Consider the following 19,603-nt stretch of genomic DNA (forward strand, 5'->3'; position numbering starts at 1 on the left):
GCCACACCGAGGTCGGGGGTCATCAAAATACACCCAGCCACACCGCCAATAGAAGGATTCTAGCCTGTAGCCGCTGCTGAGCCCGCGAAGCTGCGCAAAGGTCCGCAGGACCTTGCCTGGCGATCTCCCGCCGATCGCGCAGAGGCCTCAGGGTCGCGGCGTCTGCTGCGCAGCCTGCGGCAGCGGCTACAAGGGCCGCGGCGGGAACAGCGCTCGCATTCCTTGGTCGAACGCCCCAGCCGCTGCTTTACTTGCACGGCCCTCGCCCAGCCATCTCGCGGAGCCCCATGATTTCCTCTCGTCTTCTCAGTTGCTTCCTGGGCCTGTCGCTGCTGGCCGGTTGCGCCAGCCAGCGCGGCCCCCAGGCACCAACACTGACCCCCGAACAGACCCAGGCCCGGATCCTGCGCCTGCTGCCGGCCCAGGTGGCGGACCGCCCGGGCTGGGCCCGGGACATCCAGGTGGCCTTCAGCGCCCAGGGCCTTGAGCCGAGCCAGAGCAACCTGTGCGCGGTGCTGGCGGTGACCGAGCAGGAGTCCACCTTCCAGGTCGACCCGACGGTGCCGGGCCTGGGGCGCATCGCCCGGCAAGAGATCGACCGCCGCGCGGCCAAGGTGCATGTGCCGGCGCTACTGGTCAGCGCCGCCCTGCAAGTGCGCGGCCCGGACGGCCAGTCCTACAGCCAGCGCCTGGCCAGTGCCCGCAGCGAGAAGGAATTGAGTGCGATCTTCGATGACTTCATCGGCATGGTGCCCCTGGGCAAGACCCTGTTCGGCGGCTTCAACCCGGTGCACACCGGTGGGCCGATGCAGGTCAGCATCGAGTTCGCCCAGCAGCATGCCCAGGGCTATCCCTACCCGGTGCAGGACTCCATCCGTCATGAGGTCTTCAGCCGCCGCGGCGGCCTGTATTTCGGCATCGCCCACCTGTTGGGCTACCCGGTGGACTACCCGCAGCCGTTGTACCGTTTCGCCGATTTCAACGCCGGCTGGTACGCCAGCCGCAACGCGGCGTTCCAGAGCGCGGTGAGCCGTGCGAGCGGGATCAGGCTGGCGCTGGATGGCGACCTGATCCGCTACGGCTCGGTCATGCCCGGCAGCACCGAGCTGGCGGTGCGCACCCTGGGCAAGCAGCTGGGGCTGCGTAACCCGCAGATCCGCGCCCAGCTGGAGAAGGGCGACCGCCAGGACTTCGAAGAAACCGAGCTGTACCGTCAGGTGTTCGCCCTGGCCGATCGCACGGCGGGCAAGCCCGTACCGCGCCAGCAACTGCCCGGCATCGAACTCAAGAGCCCGAAGATCACCCGCCAGCTGACCACAGCCTGGTTCGCCAAACGGGTGGACGAACGCTACCAGCGCTGCCTGCAACGCCCGCTGTAGGAGCTGGCTTGCCAGCGAAGGCGGCCGCCAGGGCGATGCAGGGCCTCTTCGCCGGCAAGCCGGCTTCCACAGGGGGCACTGTTGTGCGGGGAGCAGGTGCTTGCTTGTCAGGCCCGGGGGCGGCGTGGCAGGATGCGCCATGAATTTTTTCCAGCTCGTCTCCCGCCCTCATCACCATCGACCTCATCTCCGGGGCCGTGGTCGCTTGTGCGCGTCGAGCCGTCAGTCATCGAGCAATCGCGATCACTGACCTTCGATGAAAAAAAACCAAGGCGCCCCACAAGGCGCCTTTTTTATTGCCTGTCAAAAAACCAGAGGAATGACCCATGACCATGTTACGTGGCACTCGAATGATCACCGGCGAACAAGCCGCCACCCTGCGCACCCTGGAAGGACGCTTCCGGAGCTGGCTTCATCGAAGCGGGCGCTGAAGAAGTCATTGTCCCGGCGCTGTGGGGCCAGGACACCTTTATCGAGAAGGCCGGAGGTAGCGAAGTCATCGGCCAGATGTGGGCCTTCAACGACAAGGCCGGGCGGCCTTGCTGCCTGATCCCGGAAGCCACCGCGCTGTTCCAGGAAACCGCCGGCGAGCTGCTGGCGGGGCGCGAGCAGGCGGCCTTCTTCTACGTTGCCCGCTGCTATCGCTACGAGCGCCCGCAAGCCGGGCGGTATCGAGAGTTCACCCAGTTGGGCCTGGAGATTCTCGGCCCCGATCCGCAGCGCGCCCTGGAGCAGGCGCGGGCGCTGTGCGTGGGCTTTCTCGACGCCTTGGGCCTGGAATACCAGCTCAACCTCGGGGTCAAGCGCGGCCTGACCTACTACCTCAATGGCGAGGGTTTCGAAGTGCGCTGCCCGCGCCTGGGGGCGCAGCAGCAAGTGGTGGGGGCAGGCGCCTATCGCCAGGGTGCCGGCTTCGGCATTGGCCTGGAGCGCCTGCAACTGGCGCTGCAAGCCTGACCGCCTGCGTGCGGTAGGAGCTGGCTTGCCAGCGAAGGCGTTCGCCAGGGCGGTGCAAGGCTTGCGGGCCTCTTCGCCGGCAAGCCGGCTCCTACGGGTGGGGCTCTGGGAAGTGCCTGCTTGCTGTAGGAGCTGGCTTGCCAGCGAAGGCATTCGCCAGGGCGGTGCAGGGCTTGCGGGCCTCTTCGCCGGCAAGCCGGCTCCTACGGGTGGGGTCAGGGGCGCCGGCGCACGAATTTGCGCCACAGCCAGACCCACAGCAGCACCAGGGGGAAGGCCAGGATCACGAAGGGCAGCACATAGCTGCCTTTCTCCAGGGCCTCGGCGGTGCCGTCGGCCAGGTTGTCCAGCAGGTTGCTGAAGGCGCGCTTGAGGCTGGATTCGCGCTGGACGCCGTCGCTGGGCAGGAACTTCAGGGTCAGGAGGTTGGTGTCCAGGCGGCGTTGCTGGCCGGCGGCGGTCTGGGCCAGGGCCTGCAGGTCGTTCTCGATGCCGGCCTGTTCCCGGCTCAGGGCAATCAGGTCGCTGACGCTGATGTCCTTGCGCGCCGCCAGTTCGTCCAGGCGCTGCTGTTGGGCCTTGAGCCGCTGCTGCTGGCGCTGCACATCGGCCACGGCATCGGCCAGGTCTTCGGCGCTGGTGATGCGCTCGCCCAGTTCCGCGCCCTGGGAGGCCTGCTGGACGATGGGCTCCACACCGTCCGGAACTATTCGCAGCGTCACCTGGGCGCGGTACTTGCCCTGTTCCAGGCGCAGGATATTGCACGGGCCGAACTGGGCCTTCTCGCAGGCTTCGCGGGTTTGCGCCAGGCGCGGACCGATCTGCGCGGCTGGCAGCGACAGGCTCAGTTCATGCTCATAGGCCAATTGCGCGCCGGCCTTGCCCTGGGCCCCGCCCAAGGCCACGGCGCTGCTGTTGTGGTCGCCGGGAGAGCAGGCGCTGAGGGCCAGGGCGCCGAACAGGGCCAGGGCCAGTCGACGGAATTTCGCAGGGTGATCGTCCTGATGTTGCATGGGGGCTCCTTGAGGGATGAATCGGCGACAGGGTCGCAGGTGCGCATCTTACCGTCGTTCGGGGAAAGACCACGATCCCGGCTGGGCTTATCGAGGATAATTTTCCTGGCTGATGCTGATAGGCGCGGAGCGGGTTCAGGGCTACACCTGTGGCAGCCCGGGACGACGGTGTTTCGGCGCAGATCAAGGAGTGCGTCATGCGCGAGTCGGCTATCCCCCCAGGCTTTGCCCCCTTGCCCCGCAGCAGCCCGCTGCTGGAACTGATCGGCCCGGTCTACGGCTGCGGCAGTGGCAGCGAACTGCGCGTCGGCCTGCGCGCCGACACCCGCCACGCCAACGGCCGGGGCACGGTGCATGGCGGCATCATCGCCACCCTGGCGGACATCGGCATGGGCTACGCCATGGCGTTTTCCAGCGATCCGCCCTTGCCGTTGATCACCGCCAGCATGACCCTCGACTACCTGGGCGCGGTGCAGGTCGGGGAATGGATCGAGGTGCACCTGGAGCATGCCAAGCGTGGCCGGCAGATGGCCTTTGCCACCGTGGTGCTGCGGGTCGGCGAACAGGAAGTGGCCCGGGCCAGCGGCGTCTTCGCCGTCCCAACCGCAGCCCTGTAGCCGCTGCTGAGCCTGCGAAGCTGCGCAAAGGTCCGCAGGACCTTGCCTGGCGATCTTCCGTCGATCGCGCAGGGGCCTCAGGATCGCAGCGTCTGCTGCGCAGCCTGCGGCAGCGGCTACAGCTGTTTCCAATCCAGGCCGAAACGCGCCAGGTATTTGCGCAGGCGGTCGGCGTCGTTGGGGTTGGCCTTGCCCAGGCGTGACACGCCGAACAGCCGGCGCCCCGCCTCCGACAGGCTGTCGGCGCGGCGGCACTCGGCAATCACTGCCTTGAGTTGCAGGCGGTCGAACAGGTCCAGCTCCACATCGTCGCCCAGCAGTTTCTGCAGTTCGTCCTCTTGGTTCTCCAGCCCCCAGGCGTGGCGCAGGCGCTGGATTTCCTCCTCGACCTGGGCCTGGTCGATGCGTCCGCTGTCGGCCAGGGTGGCCATGCGGGTGATGGAGGCCGACAGCTCGCGGAAGTTGCCCAGCCACGCCGCTTCGCTGGAGCTGGCAAAGGCCAGGTAGCGTCGCCGCGCTTCAAGGTTGAAGCGCACCAGCTGCCCTTGTTCCCGGGCGTGACGCTCCAGCTCGAAATCGATGTTCGGTTCGATGTCTTCGCGGCGCCCCGCCAGCCCCGGCAGGTTGAAGGTCCAGAGGTTGATCCGCGCATACAGGTCCTCGCGGAACAGCCCCTGGGCCACCCGGCCACGCAGGTCGCGGTGGGTGCCGGCGATGATCAGGAAATCGCTCTGCACCTCCTGGTCCGAACCCATGGGAAAGAAGCGCTTCTCCTCGATTGCCTTGAGCAGCATGGCCTGTTCGTCCAGCCCCAGTTCACCGATCTCGTCGAGAAACAGCATGCCGCCATCCGCCGCCCGCAGCAGGCCTTCGCGGGCATTCTGGGCGCCGGTGAAGGCGCCCTTGATATGGCCGAACAGCGCCGACATGGCCCCGTCCCCACGCAGGGTGGCGCAGTTGACCTCGACAAAGCGCCCCTGCACCTGGTGCCGGCCACGCTTGAGCTCATAGATGCGCCGGGCCAGGAACGACTTGCCGGCACCGGTGGGGCCGATCAGCAGCATCGGTGCCCTGGAGCGCACCGCGACCCGCTCGATCTGCTCGATGGAGCGGTTGAATGCCGGGTTGCGGGTGGCGATCCCGGACTTGAGGAAGGCCAGGCCCTCCAGGCGCTTGTGGGCAAAACGCGAGGCGATGCGGTCGTAGCGCGACAAGTCGAGGTCGATCAGGGCGTGGGTGCCGGTGGCGTGCTGGTCCGGGTCGCGGCGCCGCGCCGGTGAGGTCTGGATCAGCCGGGCAGGGAGGTAGCGCGCCTCGGTCAGCAGGAACCAGCAGATCTGCGCCACGTGGGTGCCGGTGGTGATGTGCACCAGGTAGTCCTCGCGCTCGGTGTCGAACGGGTAGGCGCTGGTGAAGTCGTGCAGGGCGCCGTACACCTCCTCGAAATCCCAGGGATTGTTCAGGCCCATGGGGTGCAGGCGCACCTCGGTTTCCGGCGACACCTGGCGCACGTCGTTGGCCACCCGTTCGGCCAGGCTGACATCCCGCGCGTCCAGGCCATGGATCAGCTCCAGGCGGTTGATCAGCACATCCTGCTGCTGACACAGACCGACCGTGGGCCGCCAATGGCTCCAGCGGTTGGCACCCTTGCCGACGCGATCGAGGGTGGAACCGACAAAACCTATGGCGACCGTGGGCTTGTTCGACATGTTTATACCTGGAGATAAAAAACGATAAGCAAAGATATAAAATTATCGAGGCGTTTGTCTTGCCGGATACGTGATGAAAAAGTGATAAAAAATAAAAACCTTATAAATCAATGAGTTGAAAAATAATTTGTTGGAAAATCAAAACCTGGCACAGCGGCTGCAATATCTCTGGCAACGAACAAGACAACAGAGCGAGACGCCAAGATGGCCAACTTCCAGCTGTTCAACACCCAACAGGCAAAAGCGCCAGCGAGCACCACCCTGAACGCTTCCAAGGCCGGGGCCTATGCCTACAACGCCAAGCATCGCCTGGCCCAGCTGGCGGTCACCGGTTGCCTGAACTCGACCTTCTACACCTCGCCTGAAGGCCAGCTGGAAGCGGTACTGCAATTGGTGAGCGAGCTGGACAGCCGCTTCGTCGCCCAGGCCGCCCGTTACGCTCGGCAGCAAGGCCATATGAAGGACATGCCGGCGCTGCTGCTGGCGGCACTGACCGCGCAACGCTCGGCCCTGGTGCCGGAGCTGTTCGCCCAGGTGGTGGACAACGGCAAGATGCTGCGCAACTTCGTGCAGATCCTGCGCAGCGGCGTGACCGGGCGCAAATCCCTGGGGTCGCAGCCCAAGCGCCTGGTGCAGAACTGGTTGAACAGCGCTACCGAGCGCCAGCTGTTGCAGGCCTCGATCGGCAACCAGCCGTCCCTGGCGGACGTGGTGAAGATGGTTCACCCCAAGCCAAGCGAGGCCTGGCGTGAAGCCTTCTTTGCCTGGTTGATCGGCAAGCCGGTGGATGTGCAGGCGCTGCCTGAGCTGACCCGGGACCTGTTGGCGTTTCGCAGCGGAGCGACCCGGGAAGTGCCCCAGGTGCCGTTCCAGTTGCTCGGCAACGAGACACTGAGCACCGAACAATGGGCCGGGCAGGCCCGCAACATGGGCTGGCAGGGGCTGCGCATGAACCTCAATACCCTGGCGCGCCACGGCGCGTTCCAGGTGCCGGGTTGCACCGAGTACGTGGCGGCGCGGCTGGCGGATGCGGGGGAGGCGGCCAAGGCTCGGGTCTATCCGTACCAGTTGCTGGCGGCCTACCGCATGGCCGGTGACGAGGTGCCGCAGCCGGTCCGCGAGGCGCTGCAGGATGCCCTGGAGCTGTCCCTGGCCAACGTGCCGGCGCTGGCGGGCAACGTGGTGGTCTGCCCGGATGTATCGGGCTCGATGCACAGCCCTGTTACCGGCTATCGCCAGGGCGCCACCACCGCGGTGCGCTGCATCGATGTGGCGGCACTGGTGGCGGCAGCGGTGTTGCGCAAGCAGCCGGCGGCGCGGGTCATGCCGTTCGAGCGTGGAGTGGTGAACATCCACCTCAACCCGCGGGACAGCGTGATGAGCAATGCGCAGAAGCTGGCGAACATCGGCGGAGGGGGGACCAACTGCTCGGCGCCCCTGGCACAACTGGCCAATGCCAAGAGCCGCGTGGACACGCTGATCCTGGTCTCGGACAACGAGTCGTGGATCGATGCGCGGCGCCACGGCGCCACGGAAACGATGCGCCAGTGGGAGCGGATCCGGGCCATCAACCCGCAGGCGAAGCTGGTATGCATCGACATGCAGCCCGGGGCCACGACCCAGGCACCGGACCGCGAGGACATCCTCAACGTCGGCGGCTTCAGTGACGCGGTGTTCGATGTGATTGAGCAGTTCACTGCGGGCAATTACGGTGCGCAGCACTGGGTAAAGGCGATCGAGGCGATGTAACGCTGATCGGTAGAGGATGACACAGACCGTGCGCCGGCCAGCCGGCGCACACCACAGATTTTTTGCTCATTGGCCCTGAATGCCGCTGTGACTACATCCAAAGGCGTCTCAGCAACTCTTGTCAGGGCCGGTGACGGCACGAATGCCAGTGGCTGTACATATTGGTTAAGCCGGTTCGAATCCGGCGATCAGTCACTTCTTTTGTCGTGCCACCTTTTTTGCAGTTTTTGCGACGAATGCTGATGGAACTACATCCAAGGTTCGAGATGCGGGTTCGATTCCCGCCGGTGCCGGAAAACGGCGCCGTGGTTCAATGGTCAGAACGCGAATGCACCGTTTCATCGACTCCTTGTCGTCGCATCTTTTCCCCCCGCCTCGGCGGGATGGCAGCGAATGCCACGGGTACTACATCGTGTCGCGGGTTCGAACCCCGCCAGCCGCAAGGCTGTAGCTCAGTCGGTAGAGCAAATGTGCCTGTTCCCTTGTCGCTGCCCGCAGGCCCGGCCTGCACCGATTGACCCGGCGAATGCCGGTGGAACTACAGGACAGCGTGGTCGCGGGTTCGAGTCCCGTTCACCGCAAGGTGCTAGCTCAGAGGCAGAGCGCGCTGCATGTTTCACCTCCACTTGTCGCCGTTTGCACCGAACACCGCAATTGCGTAGGAGCTGGCTTGCCAGCGAAGAGACCCCCGAGATCGTCTTCTGCGACCCGGCTCCTGCGCACCCTATTGAACAAGGCCGTATCCGCGGCCACAGGAAAAAGAGTCAACGACATGGAACACAAGACCTACCAGCTGCTGGAAGTCGCCAACGGCAAGCCGATCAAGATGTGGACCCAGGGCGTGCCGGTGGAAAACGAAGCCCGCCAGCAATTGATGAACACCGCGAAGATGCCGTTCATCTTCAAGCACCTGGCGGTGATGCCCGACGTGCACCTGGGTAAGGGTTCGACCATCGGTAGCGTGATCCCCACGGTGGGCGCGATCATCCCGGCTGCGGTCGGGGTGGATATCGGCTGCGGAATGATCGCCGCCCGTACTTCGCTGACCGCCTCCGACCTGCCGGATAACCTGGCCGGGTTGCGTAGCGCCATCGAGCAGGCGGTGCCCCACGGCCGTACCTCGCCCCGTAGCGGTCGCGATAAAGGTGCCTGGGGTGATGTGCCGCAGCAGACCGACCTGGCTTGGGCGGCCTTGCATCCGCGCTTCAAGGCGATCACCGATAAGTACCCGGCCCTGGCCAACAGCAACAACCGCCAGCACCTGGGAACCCTCGGCGGGGGTAACCACTTCATCGAGGTCTGCCTGGATGAGGCCAACCGGGTCTGGTTCATGCTCCACAGCGGTTCCCGTGGCGTAGGTAACGCCATCGGCAACCTGTTCATTCACCTGGCCCAGGCCGATATGCGCCAGCACATCGCCAACCTGCCGGACCGCGACCTGGCCTATTTCGAGGAAGGCAGCCAGCACTTCAACGATTACGTGGAAGCGGTGGCCTGGGCCCAGGATTTCGCCCGGCAGAACCGTGAGCTGATGATGCAACTGGTGATCCAGGCCACCCGCAAGGTGATCAGCAAGCCCTTCGAGGTGGCGCTGGAGGCAGTCAACTGCCACCACAACTACGTGCAGAAGGAGCGCCACTTCGGTGAAGAGGTGCTGGTGACCCGCAAGGGGGCGGTGTCGGCGAAGAAGGGCGAGCTGGGGATCATTCCGGGTTCGATGGGGGCCAAGAGCTTCATTGTCCGCGGATTGGGTAACGAGGAGGCGTTCTGCTCCTGCAGCCACGGCGCGGGGCGTACCATGAGCCGCACCAAGGCCAAGAACACCTTCACCCTGGCCGACCAGATCCGCGCGACCGCCCATGTGGAGTGCCGTAAGGACGAAGCGGTGATCGATGAAATCCCGATGGCCTACAAGGACATCGACCAAGTGATGCACGCCCAGCGCGAGCTGGTGGAAGTGCTGCACACCCTGCGTCAGGTGGTGTGCGTTAAGGGGTAGAACAATGGACGACATGGATGCATTGATAGCAACCCCGCCCGGCTGGCAGTACCAGCTGAGCGACTACGAAGCCCGCCGCGTGCGGGAGGTGATGGACGAGTTGGACAGGCACAGCGCCTGGCTGGAGCTGAGCCGCTTCGGCAACGGTTTCGTGCGTCAGGCCGCGGTGCGCGGGCTGGCCGCGCAGCCTTCGGCAGAGGCCCTGGTGGCTTTGCTGGAGCGCCTCAACGACTGGGTGCCCCAGGTTCGCCAGGAGGCCGCCGCGGCGGTCGAGGCCTATTGGGTGCCGGAGCATGCCGGGCTGCTGTTGCAGACCCTGGCACCGCTGCTGGCCCTGGCCGGCAAGCAGCGCGCCGACCACGGCGCGACTCTGGAGCGGGCCAGCGCCGTGTTGCAACTGGCCCAGGTGCGCGACCAGGTGCAAGGGGCCTTTGGCACTTGCCGGGGCAAGGCTGCGCGCTTTGTCTTCGAGCTGTTGCTCAAGGGCGTCGAGGACCGACCGGCGCTGCTGGCCATGGCCCTGCGCCACCCGGAGGTCAGCGTGCGGCAGATGGCGGTGGACGCCTGCGCCGAACTGCCCGATGAGCAGGCGCTGCCCTTGCTGGAAGAGGTGATGCGCAGCTGCGGCGCCAGTGTGCGGGTCAAGGCCCTGCGGCTGCTGCTGTCGCGTCTGGCCGATTGTCGCGAGTATCTGGCGCAGGCCCTGCTCGACCCTTCGGGGGCCTTGCGTTGCCTGGCCCACTGGGCCGCGCCGCGCCATGGGCTGGACCCGCGGGCAGTGCTGCTGGCCCGCTTGCAGCAGCCGGCCCCGGGCAACAAGCGCCAGTGGCTGGGGCTACTGGGGTTGGTCAGGGAGCTGCAGGAGCCACAGGCCGATGCCATGGTGCGCCAGGCCCTGGCTTCGCCGGCGCTGAGCGTGCGCCTGCAGGCCCTGCAAACCCTGGGTGAACGTGGCATGGCCGAGCAACTGGCGGCCCTGGACGATGCCTCGGACAAGGTCTTCGACTGCGCCCTGGGCCTGTTGCGCCAGCAGCCGTGGGCGGTATTCGACGAGGCCCTGGAGCAGCGTCTGGACCAGCATTGGCACGATCTGCCCAAGGCGCGACGCTGGGCCATGCTGGCCCTCAAACCGGGCTGGCGTCAGTTGGAGTACCTGCTGTGGCGCCTGGGGCAGGGCGGCAGTGACGCCGCCTATTGGCGCGAGGCCCTGGCACGCTGGTGCGATAGCCGCTACGGGATGTTCGACCCGGTGACCCCCAAGCCCCTGCGCGAGGCCATGGTGCAACGCTTGCAGGCGATGGAAGCCGCCGGGGAATTACCCGCCGGTTCGGTCCAGCGGCTGTTGTGAGGAAAGGAGAACCGCCATGTTGACCCCGGTTGAAGATGAGCACAGCCAGGCGCTGCGCCAACAGCTGGAAGCGGCGTTTTGCGTGTTCGATTTTGTGCGGCTGGCGGTGGAGCCGGGTGTCGAGGTGAATCAGGCCTTGCATCGCCAGGGCTTGCAGCACCTGTATCAACACCTGATGGCCAGGCGCCGTGAGGCCTGGAAAAAGCTGCGCCAGGACCCGCGCTACGCCGACGTTGGTGAACCGCAGATGCGCTGGGAACCGGAGCGGGCACTGCCTGAGCGGCTCAGCCCGCAGCAGGTCCGGCAACTGGTTTGCGAAGACCCGGAGCAGCAGGACTGGGCCTTGTACCGGGCGTTTTGCCAGCCACCGTACGGGTTGCATTTCCCGGGTGGGGCCGAGCAGGCCCGGCAGGTGTACGGCCAATGGCTGGACCTGCTGGGGCTCGATCTCCAGCAGCAGCCCCAGGTGATCAACTGGGTGGGCGACCTGGAGCTGGATTGTCAGGCCCCGGCCATGGGCCCGCATCTGCTGCCCTGGAGTGAATATTTCGACGAAGGCCTGGAATGGTGGGGCGTCTGGTGCCTGACGGTGTGGAACCCCGAGCGCCGGACCCTGAGTGTGCTGGCCGCCAGCGCCACGGATTGAACAAGGAAAAGGATCATGGAACATCTGGAGCGCCATCCCCTGAGCAGCGCCATGCGCGAACGGGTATTGGCCGAGCTGGCGCGGATCGAGCGCGAGCGCAATGTGCAGGTGCTGTACGCCTGCGAATCCGGCAGTCGGGCCTCGGGCTTTGCCTCTACCGACAGCGATTACGATGTGCGTTTCGTCTATGTGGAAAAGCCCGAATGGTTCATCCAGGTGGATGCCGGGCGCGACGTGATCGAGCGGCCCCTGGACGACGAGCTGGACATCAGCGGCTGGGAACTGCGCAAGACCCTGGGGCTGTTGCGCAAGTCCAACCCGACCCTGCTGGAATGGCTGGATTCGCCCCTGGTGTACCGCAGCGAACCGACCGCCGCCGAGCGCCTGCGTGAGCTGGCCGAGGCGTTCTACAGCCCGCCGGCGGCGCGCAACCATTATCTGTCGATGGCCAGGAAGAACTTTCGCGGTTACCTGCAAGGCGACAGCGTGCGCTTCAAGAAGTACTTCTACGTCCTGCGGCCATTGCTGGCGGTGCGCTGGATCGACCAGGGGCGCGGCCGACCGCCGATGACCTTCGCCGACCTGCTGACCACCGTCGACCATCAGCCACTGCTGGACGAGGTGGCTGAGCTGCTGGTTTTGAAACGCTGCGCCGACGAGTCCGCCTACGGACCGCGACGCCCGGCACTGCACGCCTTTATCGCCGCCGAGCTGGAACGCCCGATGCCGAAACTGGTGCGTACCCATGAAGACAACGCGTTGCTGGACGCTTACCTGCGGGAAACGGTCCGGCACTACGCCTGAGGAATGTGATGAAACAGGATGTAATCGAACTGGACGGCGCCATCGGCGGCGGCCAGGTACTGCGCAGCGCCCTGAGCCTGTCGATGCTCACCGGCAAGACCCTGCGTATCCATAATATTCGCGCCCGGCGCAGCCGCCCGGGGCTGTTGCGCCAGCACCTGACCGCGGTGCTGGCGGCGGCCCAGGTATGTGGCGCCAGAACCACTGGGGCCGAGCTTGGCTCCCAGGTCCTGAGCTTCGAGCCGGGGCCGATCCGCGGCGGCGACTACCGCTTCGCCATCGGCACCGCCGGCAGTTGCACCCTGGTGCTGCAGACCCTGCTGCCGGCCTTGCTGCGGGCGCCGCAGCCGAGCCGCGTGAGCATCAGCGGCGGCACCCACAACCCCCTGGCGCCGCCGGTGGATTTCCTCCAGCAGGCCTGGCTGCCGCAACTGCGGCGCATGGGCGGGCGGGTGGAACTGCAGCTGCTGCGCCATGGTTTTGTCCCGGCCGGCGGTGGCGAGCTGGAGGCCTTTATCCAGCCTTCGGAGCTGCAACCCTTGCATCTTCAAGAGCGCGGAGCATTGCTCGGCAGTCGAGCCTGGGCCTTGAGCGCGGGCCTGCCGGAGCATGTGGCGGAACGCGAGTTGCGCCGGGTGCACGATCGCCTGCAACTGCCTCGCGAGCAGCTCACCCCGGTGCTGCTGGATGAAGAGTACGGCCCGGGCAATGTGCTGCTGCTGGAGTTCGCCTTCGAGCACCTGACCGAGCTGTTTTGCGGTTTCGGCCAGAACAGCCTGCGGGCGGAGAAGGTCGCCGACGGCGCCATCGATCAGGCCCGGGACTGGCTGGACTCCGGTGCCGCAGTGGCGGAACACCTGGCCGATCAACTGTTGCTGCCCATGGCCCTGGCCGGTGGCGGCAGCTTCACCACGCCGTGCATGACCGAGCACCTGCAGAGCAATATCCGGGTGATCGAGGCATTTTTGCCGGTGCGGATCGAGGCGCGGCCACTGAGCGAGCAAGTGCTGCAGGTGCAATGCCACGCCCTGTCGTGAAAGGGCTAATGGGCCCGGGTCATCAAGGAGGTTGTCGCCATGTATCACCTGTATGGAAGCCAGGGCACCGGCTCGGCCATCGTCGAGATCGCCCTGGAGTACTGCCAGCTGGCCTACCGCCGCATCGAGGCCGCGCCCTGGGAGGACAGCCCCGGGCGCGAGGCCCTGGCACGGCTCAATCCGCTGTTGCAGATTCCCACCCTGCAACTGCCCGATGGCAGCATCCTCACCGAAAGCGCGGCGATCCTGATCCACCTGGGCCTGGAGTTTCCCGACTCCGGGTTGCTGCCTGCGCCAGCGTCGGCCCGGGCCCAGGTGATACGCGGCCTGGTGTACATCGCCGCCAACTGCTATTCGGCCATCGGCATTCTCGACTACCCGGAACGCTGGATCAGCGCCCCCGACGAACCGCTCAAGGTCCGGGTGCGCGCCGCCGCGGCCGAGCGCCTGTATCGCAGCTGGGGGCTGTTCGCCGAGCAGTTTGCGTCGCGACCATATTTCGGCGGTGCGGCGCCGGGTGCCCTGGATATCCAGGCGGCAGTGGTGTCGCGCTGGTCCGGTGCGCGAGAGCACCTGCGCGATAGCCATCCCGATTTTCTCGCCCTGCTGCAACGCATCGACCGCGAACCGCGCATCGCCGCGGTCCTGGCCCGCCACTGGCCCCCCGCATCCTCGTAGGAGCTGGCTTGCCAGCGAAAGCATCCGCCAGTCATATGCAGGGCTCGCGGGCCCCTTCGCCGGCAAGCCGGCTCCTACGGTGGGTTTTGATATTGATGGGAGCGGGGCACTTTGCCCCGCATCGTAGGAGCTGGCTTGCCAGCGAAAGCGGCCGCCAGTCATATGCAGGGCTCGCGGGCCCCTTCGCCGGCAAGCCGGCTCCTGCGGTTAGGAGGCGGGGTGATAGAGAGGTGAATCAGCGGTTGAGTTTCCTGGGGCGAAGCTGGCAGTCTGCGCGCCCGGTTCAGTGTCGGTTTTCTCTCAGGGACGTACTCGATGGATGGCAACACCTGGCTCAAGGCCTTGAATACTCTGCTGACGATTGTGCAGCGCCTGGTGCTGCTCAGTGGCTGGTTTATCGCCGCGCTGGTGCTGGGGTTCACCATCAAGTCCGGGTTGCAGCCCTTTCTGGCGATGTTCCTGGCTTCGCTGTTGGGGGTTGTCGCGTTGGTGGTGCATGAGGGTGGGCATTACCTGGGGGCACGCGGGTGCGCGATGCCGGTGTTGCATGTACGGGTGGCCGCCGTGGAGATCCAGGTGCTGCGGCGCGGCTGGCGGGTGCGCTGGGCGCCGCAGCTCAAGCGCAATCGCCTGGGCGGCTATGTGATTGCCGCGAGCAATCTGCAACGGCCGCTGCAGCAGCAGTGGATGCTGGTGGTCCTGTGCGGGCCGCTGCTGAATCTGCTGGTGGGCGGCGCTTCCCTGGCGCTTGGGCTGTCCTGGCCCGGGGTGCCGGGGGCCATTGCCCTGGCGTTTGCCGTGATCAATCTGGCCATGGGGGTGGGTAACCTGATGCCTGCCTGGCGGGTATTGCCCAGCGACGGCATGCTCCTGCTGGGCTGGTACCGGCATCGCGACGATCAACGTCCGGAGCTGGCCCAGGCGCGCCTGTTGGCCCTGACCGTGGCCGGGGTGCCCAGCGCACAATTGCCGGTGGACGATCTTCAGCGCCTGGCCGAAGGCCCCATGCCTGGGCCCCTGGTCGCATTCGGCTGCCGCCTCAATGCCCTGCAGGACCAGGGCGACTGGCCGGCCGCGGTGCAGATGGAGCAGGAGCTGGATCAATTGCTGGCGGCCCGGTCGGCGCAACTGAACGGCATGAGTGGCCTGATCGAGTTATTGAGGGGCGAGTTGGCGTTCTGCCGCGCTTTGCTGCAGCGTGACGCCGCGCCCCTGAACAACACGCCGATGAGCGCCGAAGTGGATTGGAACGCACCCTGGCTGCGACCGCGCTGCCTGGCCTTGCAAGCCATTCTTGAAGGCGACCGGCAGCGGGGCGAGCACCATCTGCAACAGGCGCTGCAAGCGGCCAATAACAGCGTGGTGCTGTCCCAGGGCAAGAGTGAAGCCCTGCTGGCCGAACAGCTGCGAGCCTTGCCGGCGCCCACCCATCTGTAGGCGCTGGCTTGCCAGCGAAAGCGGCCCTCAGCCGGGCGCAAGGCTCACGGGCCCCTTCGCCGGCAGCCCGGCTTCTGCGGCCTGGGGATGAAAGTAGTCGGTGCAGGAGGACAAAACTCTTATACTCCGGCGCTTTATTTTCCCCACTCTGCCAGAGGAACGCCCCGTGGCCAATGACACCGACCAGGATTTCTACAACCGCGCCGACGCCGTTATCGAGCTGGCCAACTCCCATATCGCCGACAGCAGCCGGGGCAAGGCCAGCGCGTCGCTGATGTACGCCAACTCCCGTTTCAGCGCCTGGGTCAGCGCCTGCGGGTGCCGCAATGCCCAGGAGCTGGCGGCGGCCAAACAGCAGGCGGTGGATTATTTCGTCGAGGAGTTCCGCCTGATGATGGAAGAGAACCTCACGGACTACATCGAGAACTTCGAGCTGTACATGGGCGCCAAGCAGGACTGAAGGCGCCAGCGCCGCCAGTTGTGTAGCGCTTCTCGTGCCTGGCCCGGGCTGCCCGTAGCCCGGGGTCTTGTTTCGAGGATGGCAGGGCCCCGGCTACCGAGGGCCCTGCCTGAGTCGCCCCTCTCCAGGTGTACTCCCGCCTGTTGCGCTGACAAAAAAAGTGAACGGCATCACTCTTTGTTCAAGGGAAGCAGGCATCCGGTCGATAAGCTCTGAATGCCTATTGATATGGAGTTCGTCATGGCCTTGCTACCGGTTCGTCTGTCTCATCGTTTGACCCTCGGCAGTGTGTTGCTGTTGCTGTTCACGGCGTTGGCGGTATTTGCCGTGATGACCTTACGGGGGCAGCCCAAAGTGGTGGAGGCAAGCTCGGCACTGATCGAGCAGACCGGCAGCGCCATCGTTCGCCAGCTGGCGTTGCAGTTGGCGGGCATCGAAGGGGTGACCGCGAGCATGGCCCACCTGCTGGAAGGGCTGCCCAAGGAGCAGGCGCTGGTCATGGCTACCCTGCCCAAGGTGATCGACCATGAAGGCGACAAGGCGATCGCCGGGGGCGGCATCTGGCCAGAACCCAATGCCTTCACCCCCGGCGTGGAGCGCCGCAGTTTCTTCTGGGCCCGCAGCGATGCCGGGCCCCTGGCATTCTCAGATGACTACAACGCCGCCGGCAGCGCCGGTTATCACCATGAAGCCTGGTATACCGGCGCCCGCAACAGCGCGCCGGGCCGTTGCCTGTGGTCCGAGGCCTACCAGGACCCGGTGACCCAGGTGCCGATGACCACCTGCAGCGTGCCCTATCGCCAGGACGGCGCCTTTGCCGGGGTCGCCACCATCGACCTGCGCCTGGACGACCTGGCGCGCTTCCTCAAGGAGCAGGGGGCGGTCACCGGTGGCTATGCCTTCGCCCTGGACCAGGCCGGCAACGTGCTGTATTTCCCTGATGCCCAGGCCGGCGGCGGGGGCCAGATGCTCAGCTTCGACGCCCTGAGCAAGCAGCAACCCTGGTTGCTTCCGGTGGCCGAGGCCCTGGCCAAGCCGGCACCGACCGGGCAGGTGCGCAGCCTGGACCTGGACGAGGACGGGCGCTTGCAGGAAGCGGCGCGGGTCAGCTTGTTCAGCATGCCCGGCAGCGGCTGGACCATCGGCCTGGTGACCCCGGAGCAGAAGGTCACCGGCCTGGCCCGGGCCATGACCACCGAGATCTTGCTGTTCCTCCTGCCGTTGCTGGCGCTGCTGCTGTTCTTTGCCTGGCTGGCCGGGCACAAGCTGATTGCCCAGCTGGAAGAAACCACCCGGCAGATCGATGCCCTGGGCAGTGGCCAGGCCAGCGACAACGCCGAGTTGCACGTGGCCCGGGCCGACGAGATCGGCGCCTTGCGCGCCGCGGTGAACCGCTATGCCGGGCAGTTGCGGCAAATGCTGCAGAAGATCGCCAGCGAAGCCCGGCAGTTGCAGAACGAAGCCGCGCGCCTGGGTCAACTCAGCAGCACCCTGGCCCAGCGTGCCGAGCAGCAGCGCCAGGAGAACACCCAGTTGGCCACGGCCATCACCGAGATGTCCTCCAGTGCCTTGGAAGTGGCGCAGAACACCAACAATTGCGCCGACACCGCGCGCCAGTCCCTGGTGGTGGTGCAGGAGGGCCAGCACAAGGTCGATGCCAACAGCCAGTCGATCCAGCAGTTGTCCGCGGAAATGGCCGAGGCGGCGGCAGTGATCCAGCGCCTGGAGCAGGACAGCCAGCAGGTCGGCGCGGTGCTGGATGTGATCAAGGCGATCTCCGAGCAGACCAACCTGCTGGCGCTGAACGCCGCCATCGAAGCGGCCCGGGCCGGGGAGCAGGGCCGGGGCTTTGCCGTGGTGGCGGACGAAGTGCGGACCCTGGCCGGCCGCACCCAGACCTCGGCCAACGAGATCAGCGGCATGATCAACGACTTGCAGCAGGCCTCGCGTCAGGCGGTGCAGGCGATCCAGGCCGGCGAAACACGAACCCGCCAGGCGGTGGGCGAGGCGTCCGGTGCATCGGATGCGCTGTCCAGCACGGTGACCAGCTTCGACGATATTTCCCAGCGGGCGCAGCAGATTGCCGTGGCGGCCCAGCAGCAGAGCCACGTGACCCAGGAGATCAACGAACTGGCGGTGCGCATCCACGGCATCAGCGAGGACAACGCCCGGGACGCCCAGGCCCTGGACAAGGTCAGCGAGGCCATGCAGGCCCTGTCCGGGCGCTTGTCGAACCTCAGCCAGGGCCACCGCTGAGGCATTGTCTGCCCGGGCCGTCGGTGGCCCGGGCGGGTTTCAGTCCCCCCGGGCCGCATTCGCCGGCCCGTTTCAGATCTGGCTGTACATCATCAGCTTGAAGTTCAGCAACAGCCCCAACGACACCCAGCCGAGCCCCAGCAGGCCATTGATCAACGGCTTGCCGGGAGCCACGCGCGTGGCCAGGAAGCGGGCGATGGCGGCGCCGATCAGCGCGCCGGGAAAGTCGAACAGATAGAACAGCCAGCCCAAGGCGCCTTCCGGGGAACTGATCCACAGGCAGAACAGTTGCAGGTGCGCGGCCAGGGCCAGGGCCACCCCGGTGAACAGCGCCGGCGTGGGCCGGGTGCACAGCAGCAGGCCGAGAATCAGCCCCTGGGGCAGCCAGTAGGCGGCGAAGTTCTCCCAGAAATAATCTATCGGTTGCCAGGCCCGGACGATTGCCAGGGACAGCCCCCAGAGCAACGCGGCGGCAGCGGGCAGGTGATTCAGGGAGAGCAGGCGCAGGGAGCTGGAAGACATGCAGGATCTCGCTAATGAAGTTGTGGATCAGCCGGGCTGATGGTCGGGGAGGGCGCTCTGGCTGCACAGCTCATGCACCACCTGGCGCAACCAGCGATGGGCCGGGTCGGCCTCCATGCGCGGGTGCCAGAGCAGGGAGATGGTCATTTCCGGCAGGGGCACCGGCAGGCTGAAACCGTGCAGGCCGTGCCGCAGGTTGCTGGTGTGGCGCTCGGGCACCATGGCGATCAGGTCCGAACCCCGGGCCAGGGCCAGGGCGGCGGAAAAACCGCTGACCAGGGTGACGATCTGCCGTTCCAGGCCCAGGGCTTTCAGGGCCTCGTCCATGCGCCCATGAGCATGGCCCTGGTGGGCGGCGAGGATATGTTCGCCAGCCACGTAGGCATCCAGGGTTACCGGCCCCCGGCTCAAGGGGTGGCCGGCGCGCACCACGCCGATAAAGCGATCGCGAAACAGCGCCCGGGTGCGCAACTCGGGGCTGGTGTCGGCGTCGATCACCGCGGTTTCCAGGTCGACGCTGGCATCGCGCAGGGGCTGGCTGTCGCGGTCCAGCTTGGGTACGAAATGCACCCGCACCCCGGGCGCTTCAGCCCGCAGGCGACTGACCAGCGCCGGGCCGAAATTCTCGACGAAACCATCACGGCTGCGCAGCGTGAAGGTGCGCTGCAGGCGGCCAAGGTCGATCTGCTCGGCCGGGCGCAGGGTGGCCTGGGCGTCTGCCACCAGTTGGCCGATGCGCTGGCGCAGCTCCAGGGCCCGAGGGGTGGGCACCAGGCCGCGCCCGGCGCGCACCAGCAGCGGGTCGCCGGTGGCCTGGCGCAGGCGGGCCAGCGCCCGGCTCATGGCCGAGGGGCTCAGATGCAGGCGCTGGGCAGCCCGCGCCACGCTGCCTTCGGCCAGCAGTACGTCCAGGGTCAGCAGCAGGTTCAGATCGGGAGTCGACATCGGCGCAATGTAGCACGCAGGCAGCTGGCATGGCGTTGAATGCATCA

The 19,603-nt window shown here is 66.3% G+C and carries 16 protein-coding genes, 1 tRNA gene and 2 pseudogenes; 15 read left to right on the forward strand and 4 right to left on the reverse strand.

Translation table 11 applies throughout. From position 1 onward, the window contains the following. The first annotated feature begins 287 nt into the window (after nucleotides 1-287). Together PFLCHA0_RS11805 and PFLCHA0_RS11810 are read left to right on the forward strand one after the other, a co-directional pair. Nucleotides 288-1,379 (forward strand): DUF1615 domain-containing protein, encoded by a 1,092-nt coding sequence (locus PFLCHA0_RS11805; protein WP_015635084.1) that lies wholly within the window; start codon nucleotides 288-290, stop codon nucleotides 1,377-1,379. A 414-nt stretch (nucleotides 1,380-1,793) separates the two neighbouring features. Next, complete coding sequence (locus tag PFLCHA0_RS11810; protein WP_041117318.1) at nucleotides 1,794-2,336, forward strand: ATP phosphoribosyltransferase regulatory subunit; 543 nt, start codon at nucleotides 1,794-1,796, stop codon at nucleotides 2,334-2,336. A 215-nt stretch (nucleotides 2,337-2,551) separates the two neighbouring features. On the opposite strand, the gene PFLCHA0_RS11815 is transcribed toward PFLCHA0_RS11810, so the two are convergent. Further along, entirely contained in the window at nucleotides 2,552-3,349 is a 798-nt protein-coding gene (locus PFLCHA0_RS11815) for a DUF4349 domain-containing protein (protein ID WP_011060598.1), read from the reverse strand. Between the two features lie 197 nt (nucleotides 3,350-3,546). Here PFLCHA0_RS11815 and PFLCHA0_RS11820 point away from each other — a divergent pair, with 197 nt between their 5' ends. Continuing rightward, nucleotides 3,547-3,966, forward strand: a complete 420-nt coding sequence (locus PFLCHA0_RS11820) for a PaaI family thioesterase (protein WP_041752146.1) — start codon at nucleotides 3,547-3,549, stop codon at nucleotides 3,964-3,966. A 116-nt stretch (nucleotides 3,967-4,082) separates the two neighbouring features. On the opposite strand, the gene rtcR is transcribed toward PFLCHA0_RS11820, so the two are convergent. Continuing rightward, complete coding sequence (gene rtcR, locus PFLCHA0_RS11825; RefSeq protein WP_015635086.1) at nucleotides 4,083-5,675, reverse strand: RNA repair transcriptional activator RtcR; 1,593 nt, start codon at nucleotides 5,673-5,675, stop codon at nucleotides 4,083-4,085. A 204-nt stretch (nucleotides 5,676-5,879) separates the two neighbouring features. Here rtcR and PFLCHA0_RS11830 point away from each other — a divergent pair, with 204 nt between their 5' ends. The 12 genes and pseudogenes from PFLCHA0_RS11830 to PFLCHA0_RS32300 form a co-directional block, all read left to right on the forward strand. Next, nucleotides 5,880-7,424 carry a hypothetical protein gene (locus tag PFLCHA0_RS11830; RefSeq protein ID WP_015635087.1) on the forward strand — a complete coding sequence of 515 codons (1,545 nt, stop codon included), beginning with the start codon at nucleotides 5,880-5,882 and terminating at the stop codon, nucleotides 7,422-7,424. A gap of 300 nt (nucleotides 7,425-7,724) precedes the next feature. Continuing rightward, a tRNA-OTHER gene (locus PFLCHA0_RS31685) sits at nucleotides 7,725-7,866 on the forward strand. A 330-nt stretch (nucleotides 7,867-8,196) separates the two neighbouring features. After that, nucleotides 8,197-9,423, forward strand: a complete 1,227-nt coding sequence (locus PFLCHA0_RS11835; protein ID WP_041117328.1) for an RtcB family protein — start codon at nucleotides 8,197-8,199, stop codon at nucleotides 9,421-9,423. A gap of 4 nt (nucleotides 9,424-9,427) precedes the next feature. Beyond that, nucleotides 9,428-10,771: a hypothetical protein gene (locus PFLCHA0_RS11840; protein WP_015635089.1), complete on the forward strand. Its 1,344-nt coding sequence runs from the start codon at nucleotides 9,428-9,430 to the stop codon at nucleotides 10,769-10,771. Between the two features lie 16 nt (nucleotides 10,772-10,787). After that, nucleotides 10,788-11,417, forward strand: coding sequence for a hypothetical protein (locus PFLCHA0_RS11845; protein ID WP_015635090.1), 630 nt, complete (start codon nucleotides 10,788-10,790; stop codon nucleotides 11,415-11,417). A 15-nt stretch (nucleotides 11,418-11,432) separates the two neighbouring features. Next, nucleotides 11,433-12,221, forward strand: a complete 789-nt coding sequence (locus tag PFLCHA0_RS11850; protein WP_015635091.1) for a nucleotidyltransferase domain-containing protein — start codon at nucleotides 11,433-11,435, stop codon at nucleotides 12,219-12,221. 8 nt (nucleotides 12,222-12,229) lie between these two features. Next, nucleotides 12,230-13,258: an RNA 3'-terminal phosphate cyclase gene (gene rtcA, locus PFLCHA0_RS11855; protein ID WP_015635092.1), complete on the forward strand. Its 1,029-nt coding sequence runs from the start codon at nucleotides 12,230-12,232 to the stop codon at nucleotides 13,256-13,258. A 39-nt stretch (nucleotides 13,259-13,297) separates the two neighbouring features. Beyond that, complete coding sequence (locus PFLCHA0_RS11860; protein WP_015635093.1) at nucleotides 13,298-13,936, forward strand: glutathione S-transferase family protein; 639 nt, start codon at nucleotides 13,298-13,300, stop codon at nucleotides 13,934-13,936. A gap of 315 nt (nucleotides 13,937-14,251) precedes the next feature. Next, a complete protein-coding gene (locus tag PFLCHA0_RS11865) occupies nucleotides 14,252-15,373 on the forward strand; it encodes a site-2 protease family protein (RefSeq protein WP_015635094.1) in 1,122 nt (373 codons plus the stop codon). 166 nt (nucleotides 15,374-15,539) lie between these two features. Then, nucleotides 15,540-15,833: a DUF3144 domain-containing protein gene (locus PFLCHA0_RS11870; RefSeq protein WP_011060609.1), complete on the forward strand. Its 294-nt coding sequence runs from the start codon at nucleotides 15,540-15,542 to the stop codon at nucleotides 15,831-15,833. 498 nt (nucleotides 15,834-16,331) lie between these two features. Beyond that, a pseudogene (locus tag PFLCHA0_RS32295) lies at nucleotides 16,332-16,967 on the forward strand (cache domain-containing protein); the annotation flags it as partial. 582 nt (nucleotides 16,968-17,549) lie between these two features. Next, a pseudogene (locus PFLCHA0_RS32300) lies at nucleotides 17,550-18,089 on the forward strand (methyl-accepting chemotaxis protein); the annotation flags it as partial. Between the two features lie 72 nt (nucleotides 18,090-18,161). On the opposite strand, the gene PFLCHA0_RS11880 reads toward PFLCHA0_RS32300, so the two are convergent. Together PFLCHA0_RS11880 and PFLCHA0_RS11885 are read right to left on the reverse strand one after the other, a co-directional pair. After that, on the reverse strand, nucleotides 18,162-18,611 hold the full coding sequence (locus PFLCHA0_RS11880) for a hypothetical protein (protein WP_015635096.1): 450 nt from the start codon (nucleotides 18,609-18,611) through the stop codon (nucleotides 18,162-18,164). Nucleotides 18,612-18,638: 27 nt separating this feature from the next. Further along, nucleotides 18,639-19,556, reverse strand: a complete 918-nt coding sequence (locus tag PFLCHA0_RS11885; RefSeq protein WP_041752147.1) for a LysR family transcriptional regulator — start codon at nucleotides 19,554-19,556, stop codon at nucleotides 18,639-18,641. Nucleotides 19,557-19,603: the final 47 nt, after the last annotated feature.

The sequence above is a fragment of the Pseudomonas protegens CHA0 genome (genome assembly GCF_000397205.1).
Lineage (GTDB): Bacteria > Pseudomonadota > Gammaproteobacteria > Pseudomonadales > Pseudomonadaceae > Aquipseudomonas > Aquipseudomonas protegens.

Excerpts from the sequence above, each read along its gene's own strand:
- PFLCHA0_RS11805 (WP_015635084.1), top strand. The coding sequence starts at position 288 with ATGATTTCCTCTCGTCTTCTCAGTTGCTTCCTGGGCCTGTCGCTGCTG.
- PFLCHA0_RS11815 (WP_011060598.1), bottom strand. The coding sequence starts at position 3,349 with ATGCAACATCAGGACGATCACCCTGCGAAATTCCGTCGACTGGCCCTG.
- PFLCHA0_RS11820 (WP_041752146.1), top strand. The coding sequence starts at position 3,547 with ATGCGCGAGTCGGCTATCCCCCCAGGCTTTGCCCCCTTGCCCCGCAGC.
- rtcR (WP_015635086.1), bottom strand. The coding sequence starts at position 5,675 with ATGTCGAACAAGCCCACGGTCGCCATAGGTTTTGTCGGTTCCACCCTC.
- PFLCHA0_RS11830 (WP_015635087.1), top strand. The coding sequence starts at position 5,880 with ATGGCCAACTTCCAGCTGTTCAACACCCAACAGGCAAAAGCGCCAGCG.
- PFLCHA0_RS11835 (WP_041117328.1), top strand. The coding sequence starts at position 8,197 with ATGGAACACAAGACCTACCAGCTGCTGGAAGTCGCCAACGGCAAGCCG.
- PFLCHA0_RS11840 (WP_015635089.1), top strand. The coding sequence starts at position 9,428 with ATGGACGACATGGATGCATTGATAGCAACCCCGCCCGGCTGGCAGTAC.
- PFLCHA0_RS11845 (WP_015635090.1), top strand. The coding sequence starts at position 10,788 with ATGTTGACCCCGGTTGAAGATGAGCACAGCCAGGCGCTGCGCCAACAG.
- PFLCHA0_RS11850 (WP_015635091.1), top strand. The coding sequence starts at position 11,433 with ATGGAACATCTGGAGCGCCATCCCCTGAGCAGCGCCATGCGCGAACGG.
- rtcA (WP_015635092.1), top strand. The coding sequence starts at position 12,230 with ATGAAACAGGATGTAATCGAACTGGACGGCGCCATCGGCGGCGGCCAG.
- PFLCHA0_RS11860 (WP_015635093.1), top strand. The coding sequence starts at position 13,298 with ATGTATCACCTGTATGGAAGCCAGGGCACCGGCTCGGCCATCGTCGAG.
- PFLCHA0_RS11865 (WP_015635094.1), top strand. The coding sequence starts at position 14,252 with ATGGATGGCAACACCTGGCTCAAGGCCTTGAATACTCTGCTGACGATT.
- PFLCHA0_RS11880 (WP_015635096.1), bottom strand. The coding sequence starts at position 18,611 with ATGTCTTCCAGCTCCCTGCGCCTGCTCTCCCTGAATCACCTGCCCGCT.
- PFLCHA0_RS11885 (WP_041752147.1), bottom strand. The coding sequence starts at position 19,556 with ATGTCGACTCCCGATCTGAACCTGCTGCTGACCCTGGACGTACTGCTG.